At 59.6% G+C, this 23,390-nt stretch carries 27 protein-coding genes and 1 pseudogene; 11 read left to right on the forward strand and 17 right to left on the reverse strand.

The annotated features are described in order from the left end of the window. Nucleotides 1–211: 211 nt before the first annotated feature. The 4 genes from F3J20_RS11815 to F3J20_RS11830 all read left to right on the forward strand — a co-directional run bounded on the left by F3J20_RS11815 (nucleotide 212) and on the right by F3J20_RS11830 (nucleotide 2,796). The gene (locus F3J20_RS11815) at nucleotides 212–1,273 is read left to right on the forward strand and encodes a PFL_4669 family integrating conjugative element protein (protein ID WP_167283428.1); all 1,062 of its coding nucleotides are present in this window, start codon (nucleotides 212–214) and stop codon (nucleotides 1,271–1,273) included. Nucleotides 1,274–1,289: 16 nt separating this feature from the next. Continuing rightward, entirely contained in the window at nucleotides 1,290–1,766 is a 477-nt protein-coding gene (locus tag F3J20_RS11820) for a hypothetical protein (RefSeq protein ID WP_167283429.1), read from the forward strand. A gap of 132 nt (nucleotides 1,767–1,898) precedes the next feature. Next, nucleotides 1,899–2,471, forward strand: coding sequence for a single-stranded DNA-binding protein (locus F3J20_RS11825; protein WP_167283430.1), 573 nt, complete (start codon nucleotides 1,899–1,901; stop codon nucleotides 2,469–2,471). A 64-nt stretch (nucleotides 2,472–2,535) separates the two neighbouring features. Further along, nucleotides 2,536–2,796, forward strand: a complete 261-nt coding sequence (locus F3J20_RS11830) for a hypothetical protein (protein ID WP_167283431.1) — start codon at nucleotides 2,536–2,538, stop codon at nucleotides 2,794–2,796. Between the two features lie 346 nt (nucleotides 2,797–3,142). Here the strand turns inward: F3J20_RS11830 and F3J20_RS11835 are convergent, their stop codons facing one another. Next, the gene (locus F3J20_RS11835) at nucleotides 3,143–3,964 is read right to left on the reverse strand and encodes a TIR domain-containing protein (RefSeq protein WP_167283432.1); all 822 of its coding nucleotides are present in this window, start codon (nucleotides 3,962–3,964) and stop codon (nucleotides 3,143–3,145) included. A 742-nt stretch (nucleotides 3,965–4,706) separates the two neighbouring features. Here F3J20_RS11835 and F3J20_RS11840 point away from each other — a divergent pair. After that, on the forward strand, nucleotides 4,707–5,513 hold the full coding sequence (locus tag F3J20_RS11840) for an adenylate/guanylate cyclase domain-containing protein (RefSeq protein WP_167283433.1): 807 nt from the start codon (nucleotides 4,707–4,709) through the stop codon (nucleotides 5,511–5,513). Nucleotides 5,514–5,582: 69 nt separating this feature from the next. Next, nucleotides 5,583–6,461 carry a hypothetical protein gene (locus F3J20_RS11845; protein WP_167283434.1) on the forward strand — a complete coding sequence of 293 codons (879 nt, stop codon included), beginning with the start codon at nucleotides 5,583–5,585 and terminating at the stop codon, nucleotides 6,459–6,461. Between the two features lie 206 nt (nucleotides 6,462–6,667). On the opposite strand, the gene F3J20_RS11850 is transcribed toward F3J20_RS11845, so the two are convergent. Beyond that, nucleotides 6,668–7,417, reverse strand: a complete 750-nt coding sequence (locus tag F3J20_RS11850) for a hypothetical protein (protein ID WP_167283435.1) — start codon at nucleotides 7,415–7,417, stop codon at nucleotides 6,668–6,670. 86 nt (nucleotides 7,418–7,503) lie between these two features. Here F3J20_RS11850 and F3J20_RS11855 point away from each other — a divergent pair, with 86 nt between their 5' ends. The 5 genes and pseudogenes from F3J20_RS11855 (at nucleotide 7,504) to F3J20_RS11865 (ending at nucleotide 9,289) form a co-directional block, all read left to right on the forward strand. Beyond that, the gene (locus F3J20_RS11855; RefSeq protein WP_167283436.1) at nucleotides 7,504–7,800 is read left to right on the forward strand and encodes a hypothetical protein; all 297 of its coding nucleotides are present in this window, start codon (nucleotides 7,504–7,506) and stop codon (nucleotides 7,798–7,800) included. Nucleotides 7,801–7,950: 150 nt separating this feature from the next. Continuing rightward, the gene (locus F3J20_RS11860; protein WP_275691452.1) at nucleotides 7,951–8,490 is read left to right on the forward strand and encodes a DNA methyltransferase; all 540 of its coding nucleotides are present in this window, start codon (nucleotides 7,951–7,953) and stop codon (nucleotides 8,488–8,490) included. A 4-nt stretch (nucleotides 8,491–8,494) separates the two neighbouring features. Continuing rightward, nucleotides 8,495–8,538 (forward strand): annotated as a pseudogene (locus F3J20_RS32550) (hypothetical protein); the annotation flags it as partial. Between the two features lie 86 nt (nucleotides 8,539–8,624). Further along, the gene (locus tag F3J20_RS32380) at nucleotides 8,625–8,747 is read left to right on the forward strand and encodes a hypothetical protein (RefSeq protein ID WP_275691456.1); all 123 of its coding nucleotides are present in this window, start codon (nucleotides 8,625–8,627) and stop codon (nucleotides 8,745–8,747) included. 257 nt (nucleotides 8,748–9,004) lie between these two features. After that, nucleotides 9,005–9,289, forward strand: coding sequence for an HU family DNA-binding protein (locus F3J20_RS11865; protein ID WP_167283437.1), 285 nt, complete (start codon nucleotides 9,005–9,007; stop codon nucleotides 9,287–9,289). A gap of 9 nt (nucleotides 9,290–9,298) precedes the next feature. On the opposite strand, the gene F3J20_RS11870 is transcribed toward F3J20_RS11865, so the two are convergent. From F3J20_RS11870 to F3J20_RS11940, 15 genes are all read right to left on the reverse strand, one after another. Further along, nucleotides 9,299–10,570: a conjugal transfer protein TraB gene (locus F3J20_RS11870; protein WP_345889875.1), complete on the reverse strand. Its 1,272-nt coding sequence runs from the start codon at nucleotides 10,568–10,570 to the stop codon at nucleotides 9,299–9,301. Between the two features lie 250 nt (nucleotides 10,571–10,820). After that, complete coding sequence (locus F3J20_RS11875) at nucleotides 10,821–11,168, reverse strand: DUF3085 domain-containing protein (RefSeq protein ID WP_167283438.1); 348 nt, start codon at nucleotides 11,166–11,168, stop codon at nucleotides 10,821–10,823. A gap of 123 nt (nucleotides 11,169–11,291) precedes the next feature. Next, nucleotides 11,292–13,589: a DEAD/DEAH box helicase gene (locus tag F3J20_RS11880; RefSeq protein WP_167283439.1), complete on the reverse strand. Its 2,298-nt coding sequence runs from the start codon at nucleotides 13,587–13,589 to the stop codon at nucleotides 11,292–11,294. 133 nt (nucleotides 13,590–13,722) lie between these two features. Continuing rightward, nucleotides 13,723–14,334 (reverse strand): hypothetical protein, encoded by a 612-nt coding sequence (locus tag F3J20_RS11885; RefSeq protein ID WP_167283440.1) that lies wholly within the window; start codon nucleotides 14,332–14,334, stop codon nucleotides 13,723–13,725. A 301-nt stretch (nucleotides 14,335–14,635) separates the two neighbouring features. Next, a complete protein-coding gene (locus F3J20_RS11890) occupies nucleotides 14,636–15,088 on the reverse strand; it encodes a hypothetical protein (protein ID WP_167283441.1) in 453 nt (150 codons plus the stop codon). A gap of 86 nt (nucleotides 15,089–15,174) precedes the next feature. Continuing rightward, on the reverse strand, nucleotides 15,175–16,281 hold the full coding sequence (locus tag F3J20_RS11895; RefSeq protein WP_167283442.1) for a DUF6094 domain-containing protein: 1,107 nt from the start codon (nucleotides 16,279–16,281) through the stop codon (nucleotides 15,175–15,177). A 69-nt stretch (nucleotides 16,282–16,350) separates the two neighbouring features. Continuing rightward, nucleotides 16,351–16,911: a DUF3275 family protein gene (locus F3J20_RS11900; RefSeq protein ID WP_167283443.1), complete on the reverse strand. Its 561-nt coding sequence runs from the start codon at nucleotides 16,909–16,911 to the stop codon at nucleotides 16,351–16,353. Between the two features lie 117 nt (nucleotides 16,912–17,028). Further along, nucleotides 17,029–17,577, reverse strand: a complete 549-nt coding sequence (locus tag F3J20_RS11905; protein WP_240162763.1) for a hypothetical protein — start codon at nucleotides 17,575–17,577, stop codon at nucleotides 17,029–17,031. Between the two features lie 98 nt (nucleotides 17,578–17,675). Further along, a complete protein-coding gene (locus F3J20_RS11910; protein WP_167283444.1) occupies nucleotides 17,676–18,218 on the reverse strand; it encodes a hypothetical protein in 543 nt (180 codons plus the stop codon). A gap of 75 nt (nucleotides 18,219–18,293) precedes the next feature. After that, entirely contained in the window at nucleotides 18,294–18,713 is a 420-nt protein-coding gene (locus F3J20_RS11915) for an antirestriction protein (RefSeq protein ID WP_167283445.1), read from the reverse strand. Nucleotides 18,714–18,867: 154 nt separating this feature from the next. Next, on the reverse strand, nucleotides 18,868–19,098 hold the full coding sequence (locus F3J20_RS11920; RefSeq protein WP_167283446.1) for a hypothetical protein: 231 nt from the start codon (nucleotides 19,096–19,098) through the stop codon (nucleotides 18,868–18,870). 468 nt (nucleotides 19,099–19,566) lie between these two features. Then, nucleotides 19,567–20,034, reverse strand: coding sequence for a hypothetical protein (locus F3J20_RS11925; RefSeq protein WP_167283447.1), 468 nt, complete (start codon nucleotides 20,032–20,034; stop codon nucleotides 19,567–19,569). A gap of 543 nt (nucleotides 20,035–20,577) precedes the next feature. Beyond that, complete coding sequence (locus F3J20_RS11930; RefSeq protein ID WP_167283448.1) at nucleotides 20,578–21,801, reverse strand: IS110 family transposase; 1,224 nt, start codon at nucleotides 21,799–21,801, stop codon at nucleotides 20,578–20,580. Between the two features lie 262 nt (nucleotides 21,802–22,063). After that, nucleotides 22,064–22,723 (reverse strand): DUF3577 domain-containing protein, encoded by a 660-nt coding sequence (locus F3J20_RS11935; RefSeq protein ID WP_167283449.1) that lies wholly within the window; start codon nucleotides 22,721–22,723, stop codon nucleotides 22,064–22,066. Nucleotides 22,724–23,159: 436 nt separating this feature from the next. Then, nucleotides 23,160–23,390: a helix-turn-helix transcriptional regulator gene (locus F3J20_RS11940; protein ID WP_167283450.1), complete on the reverse strand. Its 231-nt coding sequence runs from the start codon at nucleotides 23,388–23,390 to the stop codon at nucleotides 23,160–23,162.

A 23,390-nucleotide genomic window follows, 5' to 3' on the forward strand; every position in this document is an offset into this window, starting at 1 on the left:
GCGTATTGCATCCAGCTTTCCGAAGTCGTGTTGCCCGGGGTAACAGTGCTTGCACCGGTGCTCACCTGTGGACGAGCGCTGACGCTGTTACCCCGGGTAACAGACGTTGTGTGGCCTGCGGTTCCTGCGCGGAATGCGGAGGTGTTACCCGGGGTAACACACCGCGATTGCGGTTCCTGTTCCGTCAATTCCGGCCGTAAGGAGCTTGTCCATGGATACGCAACACACAGATGCCGACCCGTCCGTTGATGCCTTCGCACGTTCAGCGTCTTCGCCCTTTGCCGATGGCTACGATCTGGAGGCCGAGCGAACGATGCTCGCCCACCTGATTGCTTCAGACGATCCCGATCCGGCTGATCCACTGTTCGGCCGATACCAGCTCTTTCTCGAACGCGAAGACGCACTGGAGCAGCGGCAGCAGGACCACGCGCTGCGTCAGGGCAGCGATCCCCTCGTCCGACCGCATGAAGCCCGCGAGATTATCCGGATCGGGCAGCTCACGAGCGACGGTGGCGACCGGATGCGTCTGCATACGCGTGATGCAATGCGCCTCTTTCTCGGGCGTTCCATTGCACCAGGTGAGTCCGGTCACGCGATGGCCGGGGGACGGCGCGTGGCGGCGGCGCTGCGCGCGCTCTGGTCTCTGTCGGGCAACGACAACCCCTATGCCGACTGGAAGCTCATCGAGATCGCCGAGCGGATCGCGGGCATCCGGCGCGCCAACGAGCTGGAGCAGCAGCACGCGGGGCAACTGCTGGACGAGGCGCGCGAGAAGGGGCTGTATTTCGCAGTGCTGCAATCGCGCGAGCCTGCCCAGATGTCGCTGGGATTTGGCTCGCCCTACGGCTACATGATCGTGATGCTGCTGGTCGAGATCGACTGGCTGGTGCGGCTTGTGCGCTCCGCTGTCCTTCGGGATCTGATGGCATCCGGTGAAGGCGTGCGGCGGATCGGTTCCGCGAAACACCGGTGCCTGTCCGTGTTCCACTTCGCGGTGCATTGCCAGCGCGTACTCACCCGCCCCGAATTGCTGCCGCTTTCGCGCATCGATTTCCTGCCCAATGCAGACACTGCCGCAGGTCAGCGGGTTGAGGCAGCACGGGCGCTGCTTGGCGTCATCCCGCGGGACGTTTTCACTGGCGAGCGCGAACCGCGCCATAGCCGCCGGCGCGTGAGCCGCCTGTCGGAGGTGGAACTGCGCCTGCTCGACAGCGTGCCGCTGTCAGCAGATGACGCCAACGCGAAAGCTGCGGCAGACACGCTGGTGCAATGACGGGAGGGCTGCGGCAATGACAGACCGCTCTTCACATCTGGATCGACGTTCAAAGGCCTTTAAGGGTAAGGGGGAGCCTGTGGTCGAGCTGCCTGTATCGCACGTGGCAGGACGAACCGGTTTCAGGGTGCTGCTGCGCTCATATGAACACTGGCGTGACGAGACGGTGGCCGAGATGCAGGCACTGGCGCAGGAGAGCGCAACCGCCGGACTTGACGCGTCGCTGCGTTGCGTGCGCGTCCCGCTGGCGAGCGGCGCGACACGTCACCGTCTCGACTGGTTCCTGCGCGGCGAGCCTCATGCGGTGCCGTACGCCCGAGTGCAGTCCTGTTTCAGCCGCATACCGGCGCCGCTGCGCGCGTACCTGCAGCAATGTCATTCGCGTGCGAAGGAACTCAATGCGCTCGAATCGGTGTTCCGTTATGCGGCGAGCCAGCTCGCGATGTATCTGGAACACGGCACGGTCAAGGTTCGTCGCACCGACAACACCTGACCCGGACCACGGGATTCGCCGATGAGGCAATCGCGGGACCATCAGGCTGACGCTGAGTGGCCTTTGACAACAACAGGTAGTGGACAGCGCGTTCGACATACCGGGGCAACCCCTTGATGAACGGAGTCCGTAATGGGCATTTACGCAGAACTGGTCGGCAACGTGCTGGCGTCGCCGACGATGAAACAGGTCAACACCGCCAGCGGCGCGCGGCGCATCGTCGAGCTGCGTGTCATGTCGGCCAGCTACCGTCGGCTCGACGATGGCACGCTGGAGCAGCGTGACGGGCGTACGTTCCCCGTCGACGTGACTATCTGGAACGAGCGCCTTACCGATCGCGTCATGCAGCATATCCGCACCGGAGCGAGCGTCGTTGTGCGGGGTGACTTTTACGTCAGTCCGTGGATCACCCGCGAGAACGATGCCGATGCCGGCGCGCACATCGACGCGGAATCCATCTCCCTGAATCTCGTGCGAGTCGACCAGGTGGTGTATCGCCCGCGTCAGCCGAGGGACGGTGGCGATCGGATGCAGGACGGCGTGCCTGCATCGGATAGCCCGACGCCGGACAACGATTCTGCCGAAGACGCCGATCAACCGGAACCTGACCCACCGCAGGGCGACACGCGCTCGGAAGATCAGACCTCGTCGGCGCAATCTTCTGGCCGTCGCGCGCGACGAACATCCGGTGCCGCAACCCGGTAATCCGCCAGCTATTCCGTGCACGGTGGCTTCGTACTCCGTGCGTGCATACCTGCAGGAGGATGACGTGGAGGTCACGAATGTGATGTGTCCGGTATGGCCGGACGAACAGGAACTCAGGATGTTGCGGGCGCTGGTGCACGAGGGCATCGTAGCGGCCCGGCATGGTATATACACCGCCCAATTTCATGGTTGGCACGTACGTGTTGGTCGCGGTGACAGTCCGTCGGAGAATTCGATACACGTCGATATTCGTTCTCGCGACAGCTCGGTGCGGGTACCGGATGTCTGGTGGACAATCGGCTGCGTCAACGGTGAGGTGGTGTGATGGACGCGACACGCTGGATCGATGCATGCCATTTCGGCGACTGCTATCGAATGACACGGAAAGTGAAAACTGTGCCAGGTAAGTGAAAAACTGCTGACACAGATAATAAAAAAATCCGGCAGCTAGTGACGGTCAAGGCGCCCGGGAGCTCCGGGCATTGTTATTGACGGTTAGTCTGAGCCATTGATAGCTCACCGGCCGAACGATTTCGTCAAACCGTTGCGTCGACCGGCTGAATCCGCAACCCACTGCGGCCCTTCGGACCGATGCAGGCGGAGCGGCCGTTTCGAAAGTGCATCGGCCGCTCACGTTCTCGCAAGTACGACGGGTCGTCTGCCTTTGGACTTCAATCAGCTGGCTCTTTAAGAATGACATTTATTGCATTCTCAAGCCTGCCAGCTAGCTCTTTTCTGACGGAGGCTTTGTCTTCCGACTCAGGATCGCAACGGTAGAGCATCGCTCGCTTGAGCCCCAAGTCAAAAGGCAAGTCCTTAGTGCTGCCATAGTGCTCGTTGAAGAGGAGGATGATATTTGACTCACCGATGGCTTTAATGGCGTAACCCAACTCAAACATGACGTTGGCGTTAGGCTGGGTTTCATTGACTAACGTAATATCAGCAACAAAAATTGTTGCCGCATCTACCTTTGCCAAGATAGTTCTAATAATATCCGGAGCCCCGGGGGTGTTCGCGGTATCAGAATCAAGCGTTGCCTCGTCTCGGTCCTCAATGGCAAATTCCTTGTTAAGCTCGTCGATAGCTTTGGTTAGACTTGCCTTGATTAGATTGCGATTGGCGCTGCCAGGTAAGGTTGCTTGCCACGAATAGAAAACCTTCGGTGTGCCGATACGCTTAGAGCGGTTTGATAATTCAGTCGCCCAGTGCTTAACGTATTCGATATGAGAGCGGATTCCCATATTCGCGCTAGAGCTAGACAGTGTATTAAGACTGATCAAGGCTGACACTGCCCTGCTAAAATTAATCTGCTCTCTAAGTGGTAAATCGTCTAGCAACGACCGCTTAACCGACTGTCCGTCAAAGCAAGGAACCCCGATTCTTCGTATGCAGTCAAAAACTTTCGGATTTTTCCCCATTTGCTCGAACCTATTCAATTCCTCGATGGCCTCTTGAGCCATTTCTGAAAGCTCTTTGTAAAAACTGTTCTTCATTGCTATTTACTACTCTTATTTTTCATTTTTTGGATTTTCAAGTTCGCAACTTGAAAGTGATAGTGCATCCGATTTTGGTCGGCAACGATATGTAGATTTATTTTGACCTCCACCTAGAGACCCTGCACTATGAGAATAACGCATCTTGCCGATGTAGGGGCAGCTCGGGCGCGATCGCCGGTTCATCACTAGGAACAAGACATCCCCGATACTAGTGCTGAGCGATGACTTTAGCCTTCGAAGACTCGTTCGGCGTTGCGCATTTGAGCGGCCGCTTCCTACCCGATGTGGTCGGCAGGAGTCGACCCACTCCAACCTCTCGCATTCTAGCGATTAAACGTCGGTTTCCGGAGTGAAGCCGACGCTGCATCGTCACGATGTCTCGCGGAAGCGAGACCTTCCCGGTGGCGCGCAACGATCCTAGACAGGCTACCGCGGAGGCCATACGATAGGGAGTCTACACACAACCTAGCCGTTAGCGTCATACCGCCACCGGATGGCAAGGCGCAAAATCAGTAAAGGATCGGCGAGCGGTATATTCCGCAAAACATAGCCAAGACTTCTGGTATTCGCACTACCCCCTGGTCGGCGATGTGCGCAATGTATGCGATAGCGGTATCGACGGGATGTCCAGCGAATGCCGACCTGCTCTTGTTCGATTGTATCATTCTGCCGAAGCGCAATTCGAACTTGCTCATGCAAGCAGTCTTCTTAGGTGCTGATTAGGAATTCCGGGGAAATCATGCAATACGAGAAAATGGTCATCATTTTCATTGACATTATCGGGTCAAAGGAAATCACAGACTTTGAAAAGAAGTACGAGATACATAAGCTTTTTCACTCCAGTGTGCGGGAGAGCCAACGGCGCCAACAATCTGACTCGCACTCGCATGTCGCTTACGATCGCAAGCTCTTCAGTTTCTCCGACTGTGCATACATCACATACTTCTACAAACCCGATATTGAACCTGAAAGGAGGAACACCGAGCATTTGATGCAAGTTGCCCTATTCAACACCTCCATCTTGGCATTGCGACTAGCAAGCCGCGGTTACCGCGTTCGAGGTGGGGTTACTTTTGGTGAGGCATTTGTCGACTCAGACGGATGTTTTGGTCCGGCAGTTAACGAAGCTTACCGCCTAGAGTCTAAAGTAGCCAAGTTCCCTCGAATCCTGCTGTCTAGCGACATAGGAGATTTACAGTACGATTTCGAAACGAAAATGCAGTCGTTGGAAAATGTTGCGATAGCAAACAGGATGATGCGCGATTGGGTGCCGCGAATTGTTCATCGCGACGACGACGAAAATTTCTACCTGAATATTTTATACATGTTGGAAATGGATAGTACTTTTAACTACGACGGCGATCAGCTTACCCTGGAAGGAATAAGGGAAGTGTTGGTGAAAAACATTGATGCAGAGCTCATCAAACACAAAGAAAATGAATATATAACAGCGCAGATTGAGTGGTTTTCAAATTATCTCTCTAAGAGTAAATGCAGCCTAAAAGGCGGCCAGGTTTCGTATGGCACAATGGTTAGCGTAAGCTAATTTCATTGCCATGCGAATTGATGTCAATGTTATTGAAATTATTGAAAAATTATCGATTGAAATAAAACCATGACTCTGACTGCAGAGAAACTCCAGCCGACGCTTGATTATCTACAAAGGTTCTTTGACGCACATCATAGAGATCATCGTTTGATGATGCGCGATGCTGGAGGCGCCCTCTACGGACCCGGGCGCGAGCCATACGAAGGATACAATGAAGCGATCGATTACCTGCGGGATGCGGTCCTGCTTCCAGAGGACACCTTCTGCGACCTGCGGATTCCGGAATGCTTTGCGACTCCCCAAAGTTTCGTGCATGCAGCGACAGGATTCAGCGACATGCTAGACACTCACGCCGCGCGCGTGAAAGAACTGAACGTTCTGCACGGCGGAAACTGGCCGACTGTGCTGAGCTACGCGTACAGAATCTGTACCAAGACGCGTGATGCCATTGTGCACGCGCTTGAACTTGCCGATTTGAGCGTCGAATCTATGCCGTTAAAGCGGCTTTTGAAATTACTCGAACGCCTGCCGACAGTCAGTCGGGCGATAGCCAAGGAAAACCGACGTGAATCGAGGCACACCCTCGACATAACGGACGAGTACGACGTCCAAGATCTACTGTACGGCGTGCTCCATCTTGATTTTGATGATATCCGGCTAGAAGTGTGGTGCCCAAACTATGCGGGAACCAACACGCGGACCGATTTTCTTCTTCCCGCTGAAGGCATTATCATCGAAGCAAAACACACGAAGAATGCCAAAGCTCAGACGAAAATTACCGAGGAATTGATCGTCGACATTGCGCGATACAAGCCCTATCCTGGCGTGAAGCACATGGTCTGTGCAATCTGGGACACCGAACATCACCTCAAAAACCCGGTGGCCCTAAAGTCTGATCTTGAAGGGAACAATGCCGGATTCGTCACGGTCGTGGTAATGAAGTAGCGTTCACGTCACCCAGCTCGTGGTGCTTCATCGTTGAATGGTGACCGGCAATAGTAGAGTCTGACGCGCCGTAAGCATGAGCAAGAGATCACGCGAGAAGCTTCTTCGAGAAGGCGCCGAACCGTGATGTCGGTGAAGAGTGTGCCGCGATGGAATGCCGTGCCGAATAATGCGATGCGCGAGATGACCTGCTCCCGAGCGAAGGTTCAGATTTGTGGCGGTCCTTCGTAGGGGCGGTCGAAGCGAATGTGCTCGGCACCCTTCATATCGGGGTTGCCGTTCCTGAACTCATTCCAGACGGACTCCGCGGTTCGGTTGGGCCACAGATGGTTGATGAGGTGGACGTGTGGCCCACCTATGAAGTGGTTTTCGTATTGCCACAGGTCACGGTTGTCGAAGTAGAAGAACTGCCAATTCGAATGATCCGGCAGATAGAAAATGTGTCCCACGAGATACCGGCGCTCGCTGAGAAGCTGATACCACTTTCGCATTGCCTTGGTTTGCGTTTCGGTCAGCGGGCCGTTGTTGACGTCTCCGATCTTTTTTGCGTCTTCGTCAGTCCACTGCCAGTTTGGCATAAAGTCTCGATACGAAATCTGGTGTATCCACGGACGCAGTACGCCTGAGTCACACGCCATTATGAAGTCAGCGAACGCGGTCTGCGTAATCACTGCCTTCTTGCAGATCTTTTTCACGTCGCTGAGCTTTTTTGCGTTTACAAGGTCGTCGATGGCCTGCATTGCGGCCTTATCTGCTGGAGTTGGATTCGATTCAAATAGCATAGAATCTTCAGATCGGCTGACCGGCGCAAGGACGATTGGGACTTGTTTTACAGTCGCTCTGCGACATTCGAGCACCAATCCAGAACGCAGATGAGATGCGCAGTGTACCTCAGCCTCGGCTAGAAACAGTGCGCATGCCGGGTCGTTCGCGCGCACGGCGACATATCGGTCCATGCACTGTCCGAGACGCGTCGTAGGACGCGCAGCCCGCGCATGTGGACGTACCGGCGTCGTCTCTTTCGTACAGGATACGGCTGAGAATGTCATTCACCGCAACCTCCCCCTTTACCTCGAGCGCAGGCCGTTCATCTACCTCATCGGCGAATACGAAGGACGTCGTGCCGTGCGCGCGTCCATGCAACGTTGAGCAGCATGAACGCGTACGCAAAGTGTTGATCGATAGCGACCTTCACGACGCGGCGCCGGTACTTGTTCTGCTCCTCGTCATGCTCGGCGATCAGCGCAGTGCGCGTGAAATGGAAGAAAACGCGATCCTCGAGGATCGACGGCAGTTGCTTCTTGCCACGAACGCCGTTATCGCCGTCATCCGAGAGTAGCTGAACAAGGCCCCGCGGATCAGGGAACCCGCGCCTGGCAGGTTTCCAGCACGCTCGGTGGACGCAAACATGGACCGGTCCAGGGGGGCGGGGCGCGCCAGCGCGGTTTCGCGTGGCCCGAAGGCGAAGGATCTGATCGGAACTCCCTGGATGCTGGTGTTTGCGCTGCGAGACGACGGGTGGTATCTGCGCTCGGCGATCATTTGGGCGAAACCCAATGGGATGCCCGGTAGCCAACTCGATCGTCCGACCTCTTTTTGCGAGTATGTGTTCCTGTTGTCCAGGCGGGCACGGTACTACAGCGACTTCGATGCGATCAGGACGCCACCGCGCGAATCGACACTCGTTCTTCTCGCACAGGATGTACAGGCGCAGGCCCGCAGTTATCGCGCAAACGGTGGTACGCGCGTGGCCCGTCCGATGCGGGCCGTGACCGGAAGCCGTGGCGAACATCGCTGGACGACGCGTGATGGCCGCAGGGGAATCGTCTCCGACAAACAGCACGGACATTCGCACCTGTATGTTGGGTTTAACGAACGATGCGCCAGGGACAAACAGGCGGCGACGCGGCCGGTGATGATGCGCGACGTCTGGTTTGTTGCACCGGCAGGCTATCGTGGTGCACATTTGGCTGTGATGCCACCGGAAATCGCGCGACGTTGCATGCTGCGCTGGCAGCCGCATCGATGACGTGGTGCTCGATCCGTTCATAGGCAGTGGCACGAAGGCGGCAGTGGCTGCGGAACTCGGGCGGCATTTCGTGGGCTGTGAGCTGAATCCTACCTATGCTTCGTTGCAGCGCGAACGCCTCGCGCGAGCGGAACATGACGACGACATGCCAGACCGCCTGGTACAACGAGCACCATCGGTACGTTGCACAGTGGCTGCGCAACCTCCTCGCGGCGCGCCTGATCGCGCCAGATGACGTCGATGAAAGAGATATCTGAACCGAAATCAATAGGACCAGGGTTCGTGCCGTCACTGTCCGGGCTTTTTCTGTGCAAGCAAGGGCATGCCGTTAGCGATGCAGATCTTCTTCTGTGCTTGTTGCTCTCGTCACGTTTCCCGGCAGTGCGGAGCGGGGGCTTGCGCGGTCTGCCTGCTTCGCGGTACGGTACGCGCTTGCATTAGAGCCGTCACTGCCGAGGTAGCCGTTTCTGGCAAGCGGGCGGGCCATCGTATTCATCGACAGAGGAATCCATACATGAACAAGCAGGAACTGATTGATGCCGTCGCGTCGTCGACGGGCGCGAGCAAGGCCGTCACGGGCGAGGCCATCGATGCCGTCATTGGAGCGATTACGAACGCGGTGGTCAAGGGCGATGCTGTGCAACTGGTCGGCTTCGGTTCATTCAGTCAGGGGAGCCGCGCTGCCCGTACAGGCCGCAATCCGGCGACCGGTGAGGAGATCAGCATTGCTGCCGCGAAGACGGTGAAGTTCACCGCGGGCAAGGCATTCAAGGATGCCGTGAACGGCGCCGGCAAATAAGCGGTCCGGTCATCTGTTCGTGGCGCGCAGTAGCGGAACGCCTGCCAGGCGCGCCACCGATGCGATGCTCTGCTGCTGGATTCCCGCAACGGCGAGGTCTGCATCAAACCAGCCATTCGACTGGCTGACGATGACGTCGGGTCTGTCCAGTAGCGTTCGCCAATGCGGCCACCACAGCAGATCCTCATAGCAGAGTGACATGGCAACACGGCGGCCTGCGATCGTCAGATAAGGCTGATCCACGCTCCCCCTGATTGCGCTGGTCTGTCCGCCGGGCTTCCATAGCGCGGCCGGCACGGGTTGCCGGCTGTCCATCCGGCCACGTTCCGCACCTGTGATAATCGCGCTGTCGGTGTACCGGAAGGGCGTCGTTGTTACACCAATATCCATTCCGATCACGAGCGTCTGTCCCGCCGCTCGCATGTGTTCGATGTCGGGACGCCACCAGAGCGACATGGCCGGGCGCCATAGACCGGCGATCTCTTCGGGCAGGATCACCACGCCGGCACCGCTTGCGAACGTTCGCCGAACGATTACCTGAAGCTGGATGGTCCGCGCGTAGAGTGATGAGTAGCTTGATTGATCGAAGCGACCGAGCGCTGTGTCCACGGTCTTCCATCCGACAGGCACGGCGGGCTGCGTCCATTGCCAATGAGCGCAGACAGACAGTGCAGCGAGAACAGCACATGCGAGCCATGCCTTGGGGCTATATCGAGGCATGGTGATTGCACACAACGTGACCATACCGAGGGCCATGCCCGCAAGTTGCCAGCCGGGGTACAGCGCGCTCACCACGTGTACGGGCGACAGCCATCCAATGATGCCGATTGGCGGAATCGTGACGATTACTGTCGCCAGCGCCGTACGCCACGCATGGCTCCATGCTGATGCCGCCGGACCGGGCTTCAGTATCATCCACGGGAGTGCAAGCACGATGGCCTGCAGCAGCCAGAACACTACGCCGAGCGCAAGGGCGGTGAGCCGTGTCAATTCCTGGTAGTCGGCAAAGAACCGTTCGCACACGATCGGTATGTCGCGGGCACCCATCAGGTAATAACTCGCCCAGATCGCAAAGCCGGTCACGCGACCACGGAGCCTTGACCATGCGGCTGGCAGCACAAGCAGGATGAGAGCGTGATGCCCGGGATACCAGACCAATACTGCGACCATCGTTCCGGTGCAGGCTGCGAGGGTGCTATGCCCGGGTGGTGTTGCCGCATGACGCACAACTATGGCGCGAAGCGACGACAAAAGCGGAACATTTGGCATGATGGTCAGCACGCGGCGATGCGACGATGGCGGGTGTCATCGCAGTGATGAATCGCGCTGCCGGCCAACTGCACCGACTGGATCATGTCATCGCCGGTGCTGGAGTTTGTTCTGGTATGCGTCTATATCTTAGGAGATTCATCGGCAACCAGCGCGTACCTGCCCGACGCACAGACGAGAAAATGCCCCTGGCTCTTGCGAGAACAGGGGCAGCGTGGGACTTCTTCAACAACCAGACCCGATGCAATGATCAGGGTTATGCTCACGGTTCGACCGCATTCATATAAAGGCAGGTTGCGTCCGCCCGGATTTCCAGGTTCCATCCGTCGTCGATAACCCGGTCAAAGATGGCGCTGTCCTGATCGAGGTATTCCACAAAATCGTCACCGCCGAACTCCCCGCGTGAGCGGTGCCACCACTCATCAAATGGCACCGTGTCGGGGTTGCATCCGACGGCGTACGCAATGAGTCGCGGCTGACCGTTATCAGGGGCGTCACTTTTCTCTGACAGCATGTACACGCCCTGGTCCTTGACGAGGACAACGGGGCTGGCATGCGTACGGGCTTCGATGAGAACCGGACGCAGATCAGAAGCGTTGAAACAGATCATGGTGATGACCTCCAGTTTGGGAAAGAACGAAGCGGGCTGTTGGCCCGCATGCGGGTAAGGGAAGTACCGCTGCGTCCGCCGATTCATATAGGCCGACGGCGGTAGCGGAGCCAGTGCTTCTGGTTATTCCTGATTCACGAGCTGACGGGCGAGAGCGACCTCGATGCTTTCACCGCCCTGGTTGAGAATGTCGAGACCGGACTCGGGCATGTCGCCGGAAGTCGATTGCGAGACGGCAATCTTCTGGCCCATCAGCTTGAGGCACCGCATCTGCGCTGTACCTTCATAGGCAAGAAAACGCACGGTGACATCGAGTGTCTGGCCGATACGCCAGCTCCGGCGCGCGGCCTGCTGGAGCGTGTACGTGTTGTATCCGGACTGAAGGAAAGCGATGGTCGGGAATTCGAGCAGATCGAGCCCGGTCTTGACCAGTTCGGGGTTCGTGATGATGACTTCGGCGCCACGCTCCAGCTGGTCGGCGACCCAGTCCTCACGCTTTTCAGCAGGGACGCTTGCGCGAAGCACGGATGCCCGGACACCGGCTGCGTCGAAAAGATTCTTCAGTCGCACCGACGTATCACGTGTGCCGGTGTAGGTCGTGTAGACCAGCGTGCGCCGGCGGTTCAGCAGTTCGCCGCGAACAAGCCGCAACAGCTCCGCTTCCTTCGGTCCGGGTTGATCGTCGCGCAGCAAGGCAGGCACGCTGGCGAGAATCCGCTTTGTGCGTGGATGCCGAACGAGTTCCGGACGAAAGCAGCATTCCGGCCAGGCGAGCAGCGTGTTCAGCACCACGCCGAGCAGGCTCTTGTCGCCGCAGCGCAGGGCGGCGCGCAGTTCCGATGTGAGCGTCGATTCGAGCGTTCGATAGGCGGCTGCCATCTCGTCGGTGAGCGCGACCGGCAACAGGGCTTCGTCGTACGGCGGCAGGACGTTCTGGCCGATCTGCGAGAGCTTGAGGAAGGCCGTGTAGGGCACGACGTATCGCATGATGCCCTTGGGGCCGAAGCCCGGACCCTTTACGGTCGAGACGCTCCTGCGATCGCCCTTCGCCGTGCGGTGCGAACCTTCATCCACCTGCTTGTGGATGTCGATGAGTACGCCATGCTCGCGCATGAACGCCATCGTGGCGGCGGCCATCGAGCCATTGCTGTTGTAATTGAACCCGTCCTCGATCAGCATGCCCGGATTCAGGCGATAGAGCAGGTGATACAGGTCGTCGGCGTAGCCGCCCATCAGCGTGCCGGTGAGCAGCAGGGTTTTCGACGCCTTGCGGGCGAGGACACCCATGGCCTGGCCCTGGGCGGAGTTTTCGTTCTTGTATTCGTGGCCTTCGTCGGCGATGAGCAGACCGAAGTAGCCCTGTGGCAGATAGCGCTTCACGAATTCCGAGGCCTGATAGCCGCCCTGGCCGAACGAGATTTCGGTGTGGGCCAGCGCCCGCTCCATGCGTCTGGCCTGCCGGTCGGAGAACACGAGTTCGCCGCTGTCGTCCATCAGGTTAATGAACTCAAACACATTGTCCTGAAGCATGTCAGCGAGCATCGATTCGCCGAAACGTGAGAGCAGGCGCTCGGCGGTTTTCTCGCCGACCGTGGGCATCTGCAGCAATGCGCCCTTGACCAGCTCACGCATCGACCGGGTGCCCTGGCCTTTGGGCGCCAGGGTCCACAGCCTCTCGCCGCAACTGCATGCACGCCGTTTTTCGTTGAGTGCGGGGCGAGCCAGGGTAGGCGTCAGCGGATTGCCGTCCTCATCGCAGATGAATTCACCGCATGAAGGACAGCACGCAAAGACGCGCGTGACCGCATCGGTTTCCATATCGAGTGTGGCGACACGGCGTGCGAAGGCGGGCTTCCAGTCGAATCCCATCCGCATGCGAACGCGACCGAGAATGAAGAATTCCGGCACCGAAGGTTTCGAGCGCATCACGCGCAACTGGAGCAGCTTGCGCAGTGTGTCCGGGCCATTGAGGATCCAGACGCGCGCGCCGGGTACCGTGGTCCTGATTTCACGTCGCCATTTGTAGACAAGGTGGGGTGGCGCGATAACGAGCGTGCGCGGAAAACCGCAGTGATGAAGCAGGACGGCGACGCCGATGCCCATCAGCGTCTTGCCGGTTCCCATTTCGGCATTGATGACGCCGCCCGGTGCGTGCTGTGTGAGCAGCGTCGTGATCGCGTGAATGACCTCGCGCTGCGCGGGGAATGGCTGACGGGAGAGACCGTCGAGCAGGGCGTCCCAGCGTGATGGACGCTGGCCGTCGTAGATCGACGGATTCTGCTGTCGCACGGCGTCGAGCAGTCCGGCTCCGAAGTTCGAGATGAACTCTGGCAGGGCGATTACATCACCAGGTTGGGTGTCCGACGGGATTTCATCGGATATGACATTGCTGTCGACGACATCGGATTGCACAGCTTCCATGATGGGTCTCCGGAAGGTGCGGGCGCGACGGTTCCCGTGCGGGAAGCCGGATGTCCCGCACGGTTAGGTGGATGGCAGGTGCAACTGAAGACCTGCCAGGTCGGTTGCGTGTCCGTAATCGGACACGGGTGAGTCAGTCGAGCCCGAGTGAGCCGTCGCGAACGAAGCCGGAGATCGCTTCGCCGAACGAGTCAGGAAGTACGATCCGGGAGGCGTGGATACGCCCGATGGGCGCATGGGATGTCTGATCCAGATTGCCTGTCACCTGGTCCCCGAGCGTGTCGAGAACCCGTTTGCGCCAGTGCGGCAGAAGCGGTATCGGGCTGAGTTGTTCGATCAGCGACCAGGTGCGGGCTTCGAGTGACTCGACGTCATGCGCCTGCGTTTCACGGTCGACCAGCAACCAGGCTGAGCCGGTTGCTTTCGACGGGTTCAGAAGCGATTCGTCATAGATCCACGTATGGACGAGATTGCCGAACAGGTTGTCCTTCGGCAGGCGACCGCTGTATTTGTCCAGCCGTCGGGGATCGCCGACGGGAACAACGGCCAGCGCCTGGCTGCTGTCTGGATCAAGCAGCGTGATCTGGCGGATACCGCCTTCCTGGATGCCCAGGTGCAGCGACGCGTACAGTTGCTGGACGGCGCCGTCACGACCGAAGACGGAAATGAAGGCAAGTTCGCCACCGGGGGCACGCACGCAGGCATCGGCGAAGATGTCCTGCAGTTCCTTGACGGGATACAGCATAGGGTGCTCCTGCATGAATGTCCGGGGCACCCACCGGGTGCTGGCCCGGGCGGGTTGAAGGAAAGTTCCGGGGCTTCCCGAAGGAAGTCGCAGCCGCGCAGACGAAGGCGCCGGAAGGAAGCTGCGTCGATACTGCGGAAGGTGTCGCGTAACGGGCGACGACGGGTCGGCTGCCGGCCGACCAGCGGGGGTAAGGGCGTGGCAAGGGGTAGCGGGAGCCGCTTTCCCCGAACGTCGGTTTCGACGGTCCGGGAAAGCGCCCGAACAGGGCGCATACGGGATTGAAAAGAGGATAGGCTGGTCAACAGGCAGCCAGCTGTGCCAGCAGCGCGCGAAGCTCACGCACCTGTCCGACCGTGAGTGTCATTGTCAACAGCGCTTCCGGATGCCACGTTGCGATCGTCGATTCCAGCGGCAGGCGGTTATCGACAAGGCGAGCCAGTGTGAGCAGGCGTGGCGCAGCGGTCCGCAGCCTTGATGTGGCAACGGATTCGTGGGCCGTCGGCCAGGTCGTAACCGGCGTTGCGTCGAACTGCACGGTTTGCCCATCGATTTCTTCATCGCTGTCGTAGAGCAGTGGGCGGTCGGCCGTGTCTTCCCATAGCGTGCCTGCGTCAAACGCAGCGTGTGTAATAGCACGGGCCGCGTCGGCGCTGGCTGCCCGGATTCCGACAACGACCCGGTGAGTGAGATCAAGGTTGTAGCCAACCATGAAGGCGGGAAGAGGCTGTCCAGTGAGGGATGTATCAGTCATGGTGCGTGTCCTGTCAGCGCGGAACCCGCTCCTGCGGGGCGAGGCTCCGCAGGGTTGGAGAAGTGATCCGCATTAAGTGATTCGCGTCACCGGATCGTGACAATACGGCCGAGGTTCGGGCCCGGTGTGAAGTCGATGCCCGCGATCGTCGGAACGAACCGGTCGCGCATCAGGATCGTGGTCCGGATGTCGCCCTTGTCGGTTTCCTCGATCTGGATTTCCTGCTCCTTCTGCTTGATGGTGTCGCCGCGGATGAGCAAGCGCGTGCCGTCAGCGCCGGTGACCACACCGGTGATCTGTCCGGCCGCAAGTGCCAGGGCAAGGTGCCAGTCAGACAGGTCGCGTAGTGGGCGGCGCGGCACCACCGCCTTCGACGCGAACATCGTGGCGAACTGCGGCCAGAGCGTGGCGTTCTGCAGCCGCGCCAGTTCATGCTCGAGCTGCGGCGCGTCGATCCGCGTGGACATGAACGCATGTTCGCCGGTTGTCGAAGGAATGCGGTAAGGAGCCGCGGTCCAGTGCTCAGGCAACTCCGGTGGCAACTCGCCTTCGGTGATGCGCGCGAGTCGTGTCGCCATTGCGCTGTCGACACCGTCCGCTCTGCGCTTGATGCCAAAGAGTACGATCTGTTTGAACGTCTGGTCGGGCGCAAGGAACACCTCGACGTGGCTGAAGTTGCGCGCGATCATCGTGGCGAATTCGCGATCCATCACGTAATGCGGCACGATCAGCACGAGCACACCGCCGAATGCGAGCCACGGGACCGTCTTCAGATAGAAGAGCTTCTCGAGGCGATTGGGCTGGCGCTCGCCCGTCTGTGCCTTGTCCGATACGACGTCACCGTACGGTGGGTTGAGGAACAGCAGCCCCATGCTGCGTGCGGTGATGAACATGTCGTGGACGTCCGTATGCGCTACGGTGTCCAGGACTTCCTTCGCGTGCCACGCACGCTCGCGATCATATTCGACGCCGAATGCGCGAATGGTGTCGGGTGCCACAGGGAATCCTGCGAGTGCATCCTTCAGGTCGTGCAGCGCGGCGCCTTCGCCGCAGCAAGGGTCAAGCAGCCGGGCGGGCCGATCGGGATCGGCCAATGCAAGAGCCGGAATGATCCGTCCGAGCGTGACGGCATCGGTCGGGAAATAGCCATTCTTCACGAAATTTCTGGCGAGCCGGGGAAAGATCAGGGCCATGTTGAATCTCCTGGAGAGGCAGGGCGAGCCGCTGGTCTGGAAGACCCGGCGCGCCGCAACTGGAAGGACTCAGGCTTTCAGCCAGGTCTGGGTGGAGGCCTGCAACGCATAGCCGAACGCGCGAAGCTGGTCGCGCTGTCGACGGAGCATTGCGCGGTCGACGGTCGGATCGAGTTTCACAGGGTCACCGGCGACGATGGCATCGGCCAGTTCAGTCCCGAAGAGGTCGGGCAGATACAGTTCACCGGAGTCGCTTCCTGTTTGAGCGGTGACGGGGGCTTCATCGGTGGGCGCCGTTGTAGCCGTACCCGGTGTGCGTTCCTCATCGGCGGGGTCCGGTTCGGTCGAGGCGGGCGTCTGTCCTGTCTCGCTGAACGGCTCGTCGTTGTCGAGCTGCACGTCGGCGAGCCTCGCGCGGATCTCGACGGTGACCTTGCCGTACCACACGTAGCTGTGCGGATAGATCTTGTCGATGAGGAAGGTGCCGGTGTAGGCTCCGGGCTCGAACTGCTCGAGGAGCTTGTCCTTGACCTTGAACTCGCCGACAGACGTCGTGAGTTCACCGACCTGGAACGGGCCGTTACTGCCCTTGATGGTTCGCACGTCGAGCGTGCCGGAGAGGGAAATCATGATGCCTCCACGAAGTGAGGCGGGATCGTCCCTGACGGGCATGGCGTCCCGCCGGTTGGAAAGATCGGATGCGCAAGGGAATGACGTCCGGCGTGTGTGCCAGGCGTTCGATACGAACTACGCTACGGATGACGCGACGGGTTGATTCGCGCGTCGCTGTTCGACGATGTGACGGAAGAGTCGCGGTGGAAACCGGAAAAGCCGGCCATCGCTTTCGACAATCCACGTGCGCTGACGCCGGCCGACTACCATGGCCTCGCTGATCGACAGCCCGCTGAGCGTCAGGATGTCGCCCGGCGCGAGTGCGCGTGAACGTGCGGCGTGCCAGGCTCGGACCTGTTCGCGCCATTCAGGCGCAGCAGGGGGAACCATGTCGAGGTAGGCCAGCGGACACGAGTAATGGAAGGGTTCCATTTCCTCGCACATGTCCTTGTAGCCCCAGCCGTCGCAACCTTTATCGCATGCAAGCAGATCGCAGCCGATATAGCGGAAAGGCGCTTCTGCGGGGCGAGTGATTTCCCATACGGTCCAGAGCACATTGCCGCTGGTGCAGTGACGCAGGCAGCGGTGCGTTGTGCCGTTGTGTTCCTCATTGCGGGTCAGGCGATCGATCAGTTGCGAACGCGTCTGCCCATGGCCAAAGAGCCATCCCATGATGCACCTCATGAAGTGAAGCGGGGCATCGTCCCGGGGCGGGTACGATGCCCCGCGGGGAATGCACCGTTGAACCGGTGCTGGGATGTGAGTCAGCGGCAGGACCGCGGTCACACCCGTTGCTGCGACCGGAGGTCACGACCGATGACGGTCCGTACTGAGCTGATGATGAAAACTGTCCAGTCGGCGAAGTACCGGTCATCGAACACGATCGCGCCCGAGCTGAGGCCGGGCTGGATGGGTAGCGTGATCCTGCCTGTAGGGACGTGGCCGTCAGGTCCGGTGATCACCTCCATGTCGGGAAAGAACCTGTGGCCTTCGAACGGATCGAGAAATTCGAGCCTTATTTCGCGCGCCTCGACCGTGTGGCAGTATCGCAGCCGGCCGATCAGCGGGCCGTCGAACCCACATGCAGGCGATGCGGTGAACGCTGTATCGCGGCCGTTGAAGAGTCCCAGATAAAGACCATCGGGAAGATTGACATTCCGGTCGGTATGGCGCGGCAGCGATCGCCCGTCGTGACACTCAAAAGCCGGCTGCAGTGAATCGCTGTCCTCATCAGGCCAGTTTGCCGCGTGGCCCAGCGTGTCAGGTTTGCGAAAAACGTCTTGCGTGCCGCGTGACCGGGGGGCAAGAAGCGCACAGGTTGACATGATTGTCTCCGTGAATAGTGCGGAGACGCTCCCCTGCGGGTTGCGTTCCGCAAGGAGTGAGGGAATGGCCGGGCGTCAGTCGATAGCTGCAAATATCTCGCGCGCCTCGGGATGAGACGGCACGAAAGCCAGCAGCCGGTCGTAGAGTTCCGTGAAGGTCGTGTCTTCCATTGACCACGCCAGTGCGTTGAGTGCGAAGAGCGTGGCTACGATGCCGGCCGCGTCGTTGCTCATCTCGCCGGCATAGCCGTTGCCATCGCAACAGATGGTCAGCGGACCATCCAGGCGGGGTGCCATGTAGAACGCGTCGTTGGATAGCTCGATATAGTCCCAGAATCCTCCGCGATAGGTATCGCAAAGCGATTCCATCGCGGTGTAGACGGCAATTTCGCCGCGGATCATGTGTTTGCCGAAGTAGCGCGGCAGGATCTCCATGCGACACTCCTCGGGCACGAGGGTGGCGGAGATGGTGTGTGTTTCAGCAGTCTGATTCATGACATCCTCCAGAAAGATGCGGAGGACGGTTTCCCGGGCGGGGAACGCATTCCCCGCGTGGGTTGAACGGCATAAACGCCAATGTGAAGGTCAGTCTGTAGTCGAAAGACTCCCGATGTGGCAGTCACAGTGGCAATCGGCACGTGGGCTGGTATCAGGGGTTTTCCAGGTCGTCGGTCAGTTGCGACCATTCCGCTGCCAGTTGCGCGATTGGTTCGGGCACGTCGTCGACGGCTTCTCCCGTGTCGAGGCTGATGAGGTTGTGCGCTTCGCCCGGGATGGCTCCGGCGTCATACTCGATGCGGTAGCCATATCCGGCGAGTTCCTGCTTGATCTCATCACGGCGATCCGAAGAGGGGTCGCGGGGCTGTACTGGATGTTTCATGGTTTGCTCTCTTGAAGGGTTGAAGGAGCTCGATGCGTTGCAGGCATCGGGCGATTCGAAGATGGGTAATACTGGACTTGCTAGGTCATCCGGCCGTTGTCATGTCTCGTGCAGGCATCCTGTTTCGCGCAGATATCTGCCTGTCCCGGAAACGGGACTGGGACCGATGGAGCCATACCCATGGTCACGCCTGCAGAGTTGGTGTGAGCGGCCAGGAATGTCGTGCTGGACAGGGCGTGATGGATTGCAGGGTGGGCATCGGACGTTTCCTGAAAAAAAGCATCCGGGCCGGTTGGGCGTGCGAACGCCCCAGCGGGAGAGGGAATCGGGACCTGACTCATGATTTCCTCCAGGAAGAAGTGGAGGACGACTGCTCCGGCGGGGAAGCACATTCCCTGCGTGGGTTGAACACCATCGGTGCAGCAAGCGCGGATGCAGGTCCGGGTTCGCCAGGCACTGCAGTGGTGGCTAGCAGATCCGGAAGCCACCGCAGTCGCGAAGGAATGCCATGAACTCGCGCACATTCTCGACGCTGAACGGATAGTTCGTTTCGAAATTGGGCCGGTGGCCCATCCCGTTGCACCCATTGCAGGTCAGTGTTCCGGGACCAATAGCGGGTGGTTCGGCGCGCATGCCGGAGCCACCGCAGATAGGACAGGATTCCGCCGGCAGGGACGCGAGATGCGTTTCCCTTGCCTGCGCGTAAGCTGCTGTATGCCCTTTGCAGATAGCTGAATCCAGACGGGTGGCCAGTGCGGCGGAAGCCTGGTGGTCGAGTCCCCAGCCGTCGTTGGAATGTCCCAGATTGTTTCGCGGGATGATATCGGGTGCGATCAGTTCGCAGTATTGCCAGAGCGGATGCCACCACCAGACGTTGTTGCGGAAGTATTCGCCTGTGCTGGAAACTGGCGAGCGGCCAATGACGTCCATACCCATGGTCATGCTCCCGAAGAGAGGGAGAAGACCGCCGGATATCTCCGTAACGGACGGGAACAGGCAGATTGCAGGATGGACATTGAATGCTCCTTGAAGAAAAAAAGGGGCATCCGGGCCCGTTGGGGCGTGCGAACGCCCCAACGGGGAGAAGGAATCCAGGCCTGGCAGATTCACCAGGTGCAGTCGCGCAGACAGAGGCACCGGACAGGACTGCAAAACGTGTCGCCTGACGTGACGACGGACGGGCCTGCAACTGGCAGGCCGGCAGTGAAACGGTTATCCGTCATTGACCAGAAGGGTGAATCACGGATAACGCCTGGCAGGCAGCGAGCCGCCAGGCTCCGCTCTGGACCGGTACGATCAGTCCGGCACAAACGGCACGGCGTAACTGGGCCACCGTGGGCCCGGGCGACAGTCTATAGGTGAACACCGACTTTCCGGAGCGGTGCGCAGTGCGTCGCTCCGGAAAGCCGGCGATACGGCCCGGCGTGAAGGTGAAGCCCCTGCATGGAGCAGGGGACGTGAGGGGCTGGTAAGAAGCGCTCATGATGAAGCAGCCGGCTGAGGGTGGTAGCCGAGGTCGGCAAGCCGCTTGAGCAGGCGCTGGATGGTTTTTCCGGTGTCGAGCCTGCTGAAGTATTCGGCGCCGAGGTCTGCATAAACGACCCCGCCGGATAGCATGTGCCACGCGGCGGTGAGCATAGAAGCGGCCACGGCGAGGATGGCTTTCTTGGGGCCGCGTCTTGCCTTGATTCGCAGGAACTGGGCATGCAGATAGGTACTTTTCACCCGAACGGCGGCCCATGCGGCGGTAACGAGCGCGGTCTTCAGCCATGTGCCGCTTTTGCGCACACGGGTGCTGCGGCGCTTGCCGGCACTCTCATCATTGCGCGGACAGAGACCTGCCCAAGAGATCAGGTGGGCGGCATCAGGAAAGCGCGTCATGTCAGCGCCGACCTCGGCAAGGATGACCTGGGCGGTCACGTCACTCACGCCAGGGATAGTGCTCAGCAAGCGGACACATTGCCGGATTGGCGCCAGCGCTTTTCCCAGGGTCGCGTCCAGTTCAGCGAGGGTGTGTTGCAGGGCGTCGATGACCTCCAGATGAAGTTTCAGTAGCGTCCGATGGTGAGCGGTAATGCGGCCGCGCAGTGCCTCGCGCAGTTCGGGCGCCTTCTTGCGTGCGTTGCCTTGAGCCAGTGCGGCGAGCCGCTCGGGATTGTCTTCACCGGCGACGATGGCCTCGAGCATGGCGCGGCCACTGCAGCCGAGCACGTTTGACAGCACACTGCTGAGCTTGAGATTGGCGTCCTCGAGCACTTTCTGGATGCGCAGGCTGTGCTGGGAGATCTCGCGTACGAGTTGTTTGCGCGTACGTGTGAGATCGCGTAACTCCTGGGTGGCAGCGGGTGGCACGAAGCTGGAGCGAATCAGGCCATGCGCAAGCAGATCGGCAATCCACGTCGCGTCGTTGACGTCGGTCTTGCGTCCAGGAACGTTGCGAATGTGGCGGGCATTGGCCAGGACCAGCTCGAAGCGCCCTTCGAGAATGTGCCAGACCGGTTTCCAATAGACGCCGGTCGCTTCCATGGCCACGTGCGAGCAGCCATACAACGCAAGCCAGTCGCTGAGCTCGAGCAGTCCACTCGTGGTGGCAGCGAAGCTGCGCACTTCGCGATGCTGCGGGGCAGACACGCAGCGCACGCAGGCCACAATGGTGTCCTTGTGCACGTCGAGTCCGGCGCAGCGGGGATAGAGAACTTGCATGGTACCTCCTGCCAGATTGATGGCAGCGGCAGCAGCCCTCGTGATCGAATTCTGGTAACCGTGCTTGGGGGCATAACTGCCCGCCGTCACATTCCGGGGTGCGCGCAGGGCTGCGGGTCCAACTGTTTAACGGGCTCAGGGCACCATTCCCCTACGCCGACCTTCTATGCCGCTGCGCATCCATGTTAACTCTGACGTGGGCTATAGATTCGCCACATCCGCTTCATCCTCCGGGGTCGGGCCAGGCCCGATGAGCAACTGTTTAGCTGTTACCGGCAGCAGGCTGGCGGACGTTTCCGTTGCCCTGACGGCGCAGTGGGGGATAACGGTTGGCGCGAGGTGCGGAGCGGCCGGTTGCCAGAGCGTTCTCGCTGGACGATCCGGTGTCATGGTCGCTGACCTGTTCCACGGCAGACGCAGTGTCGTGATCGTCGTGCTGTTGCGATATCTCGTGTCCGTCGATGATCTCGCGTGAGGTGTCGGCACCGGCTTCGGTGTCGTCGCCTTCGTCGTGATACACCTCCTGGCCGTCGACCTTGATCCAGAAGAGCTTGAGGAGGCGTCCCTTGAGGACGGCGCCCGTTTCGCCAGCGCGGTTGCCGGTGCGCTCGAACGTGCGGATATAGTGGTCGCCGGAGCGGAAAGCGGCGAGGACTTTCACATCGGGATCGTTGGCATCATCCATGACGGAGCGGACTGCATCCTTCGCCTTTTCGCCGGAGACGATCAGGTCAAGGGGCAGGTAGACGATGCCGTTTTCGACGTTTGGATCGCCATGAAATGCGGAGATCGCACAAGCGAGAAAGGGTTTGGCCTTGCTGCGGCCATTGCCTCGGGCAGTGACATCGCGAACGCGGGACAGATACCCGAGGCCGCGCAGGTGAAGATCGAAATACTTGCGGGGTTCGACAGACTGATTCATGACGATTCTCCAGAAACGAAAAAAGGGAATCGCCAGTGCCCGTGTCGGGGAATGACAATTCCCCAGACGGGTCAGCAAGGAAGCTTCGGGTCAACTGACCTGCGGTGGTCCAGACAGTGGGACGAAGCACAACCGCAAAAGGAGTCGCATAAGCGACGGTACGGCAAAGGATGCTGGATGGGCTCCAGCGGGCAACTTCACCTACGCATCATAGGCGACGCCGGGCAGAAATCAAGATTCGGTTAGATCAAAAAATAAGGAATCCATATTAATATCACGATGGACGGATTTTCCGCATGACTTGTCATGATGTATCACGGAGAGTGGGACGGTAGACAGGTGACGTGCTGAGGTGATCGATTGATGCGTCAGTGGTCTTTCTGCTGCCATGACGGAGTTGCGGGTACCGGTGCGAGTGAGCAGAGGGCAGCTTCGGTTACGAACTGGCGTAGCCATCAAAATCCAGCAGGGCAGCGGGTGAAACCCCGAGTGTGGCGGCGAGCACGCAGATATTATAGAGGGCGATATTGCGCTGACCGCGTTCGATGCCACCAATGTACGACCGCGCGAGGCCACTTTCGAGCGCAAGTCGCTCCTGTGACCAGCCACGCGCCTTCCGGAGCTCGATCAGGCGTTTTCCAAAGAGGGCAAGGGGGTCGTACTGCAT

It is taken from the genome of Paraburkholderia sp. Cy-641 (genome assembly GCF_011752945.1).
Taxonomy (GTDB): Bacteria; Pseudomonadota; Gammaproteobacteria; order Burkholderiales; family Burkholderiaceae; genus Paraburkholderia.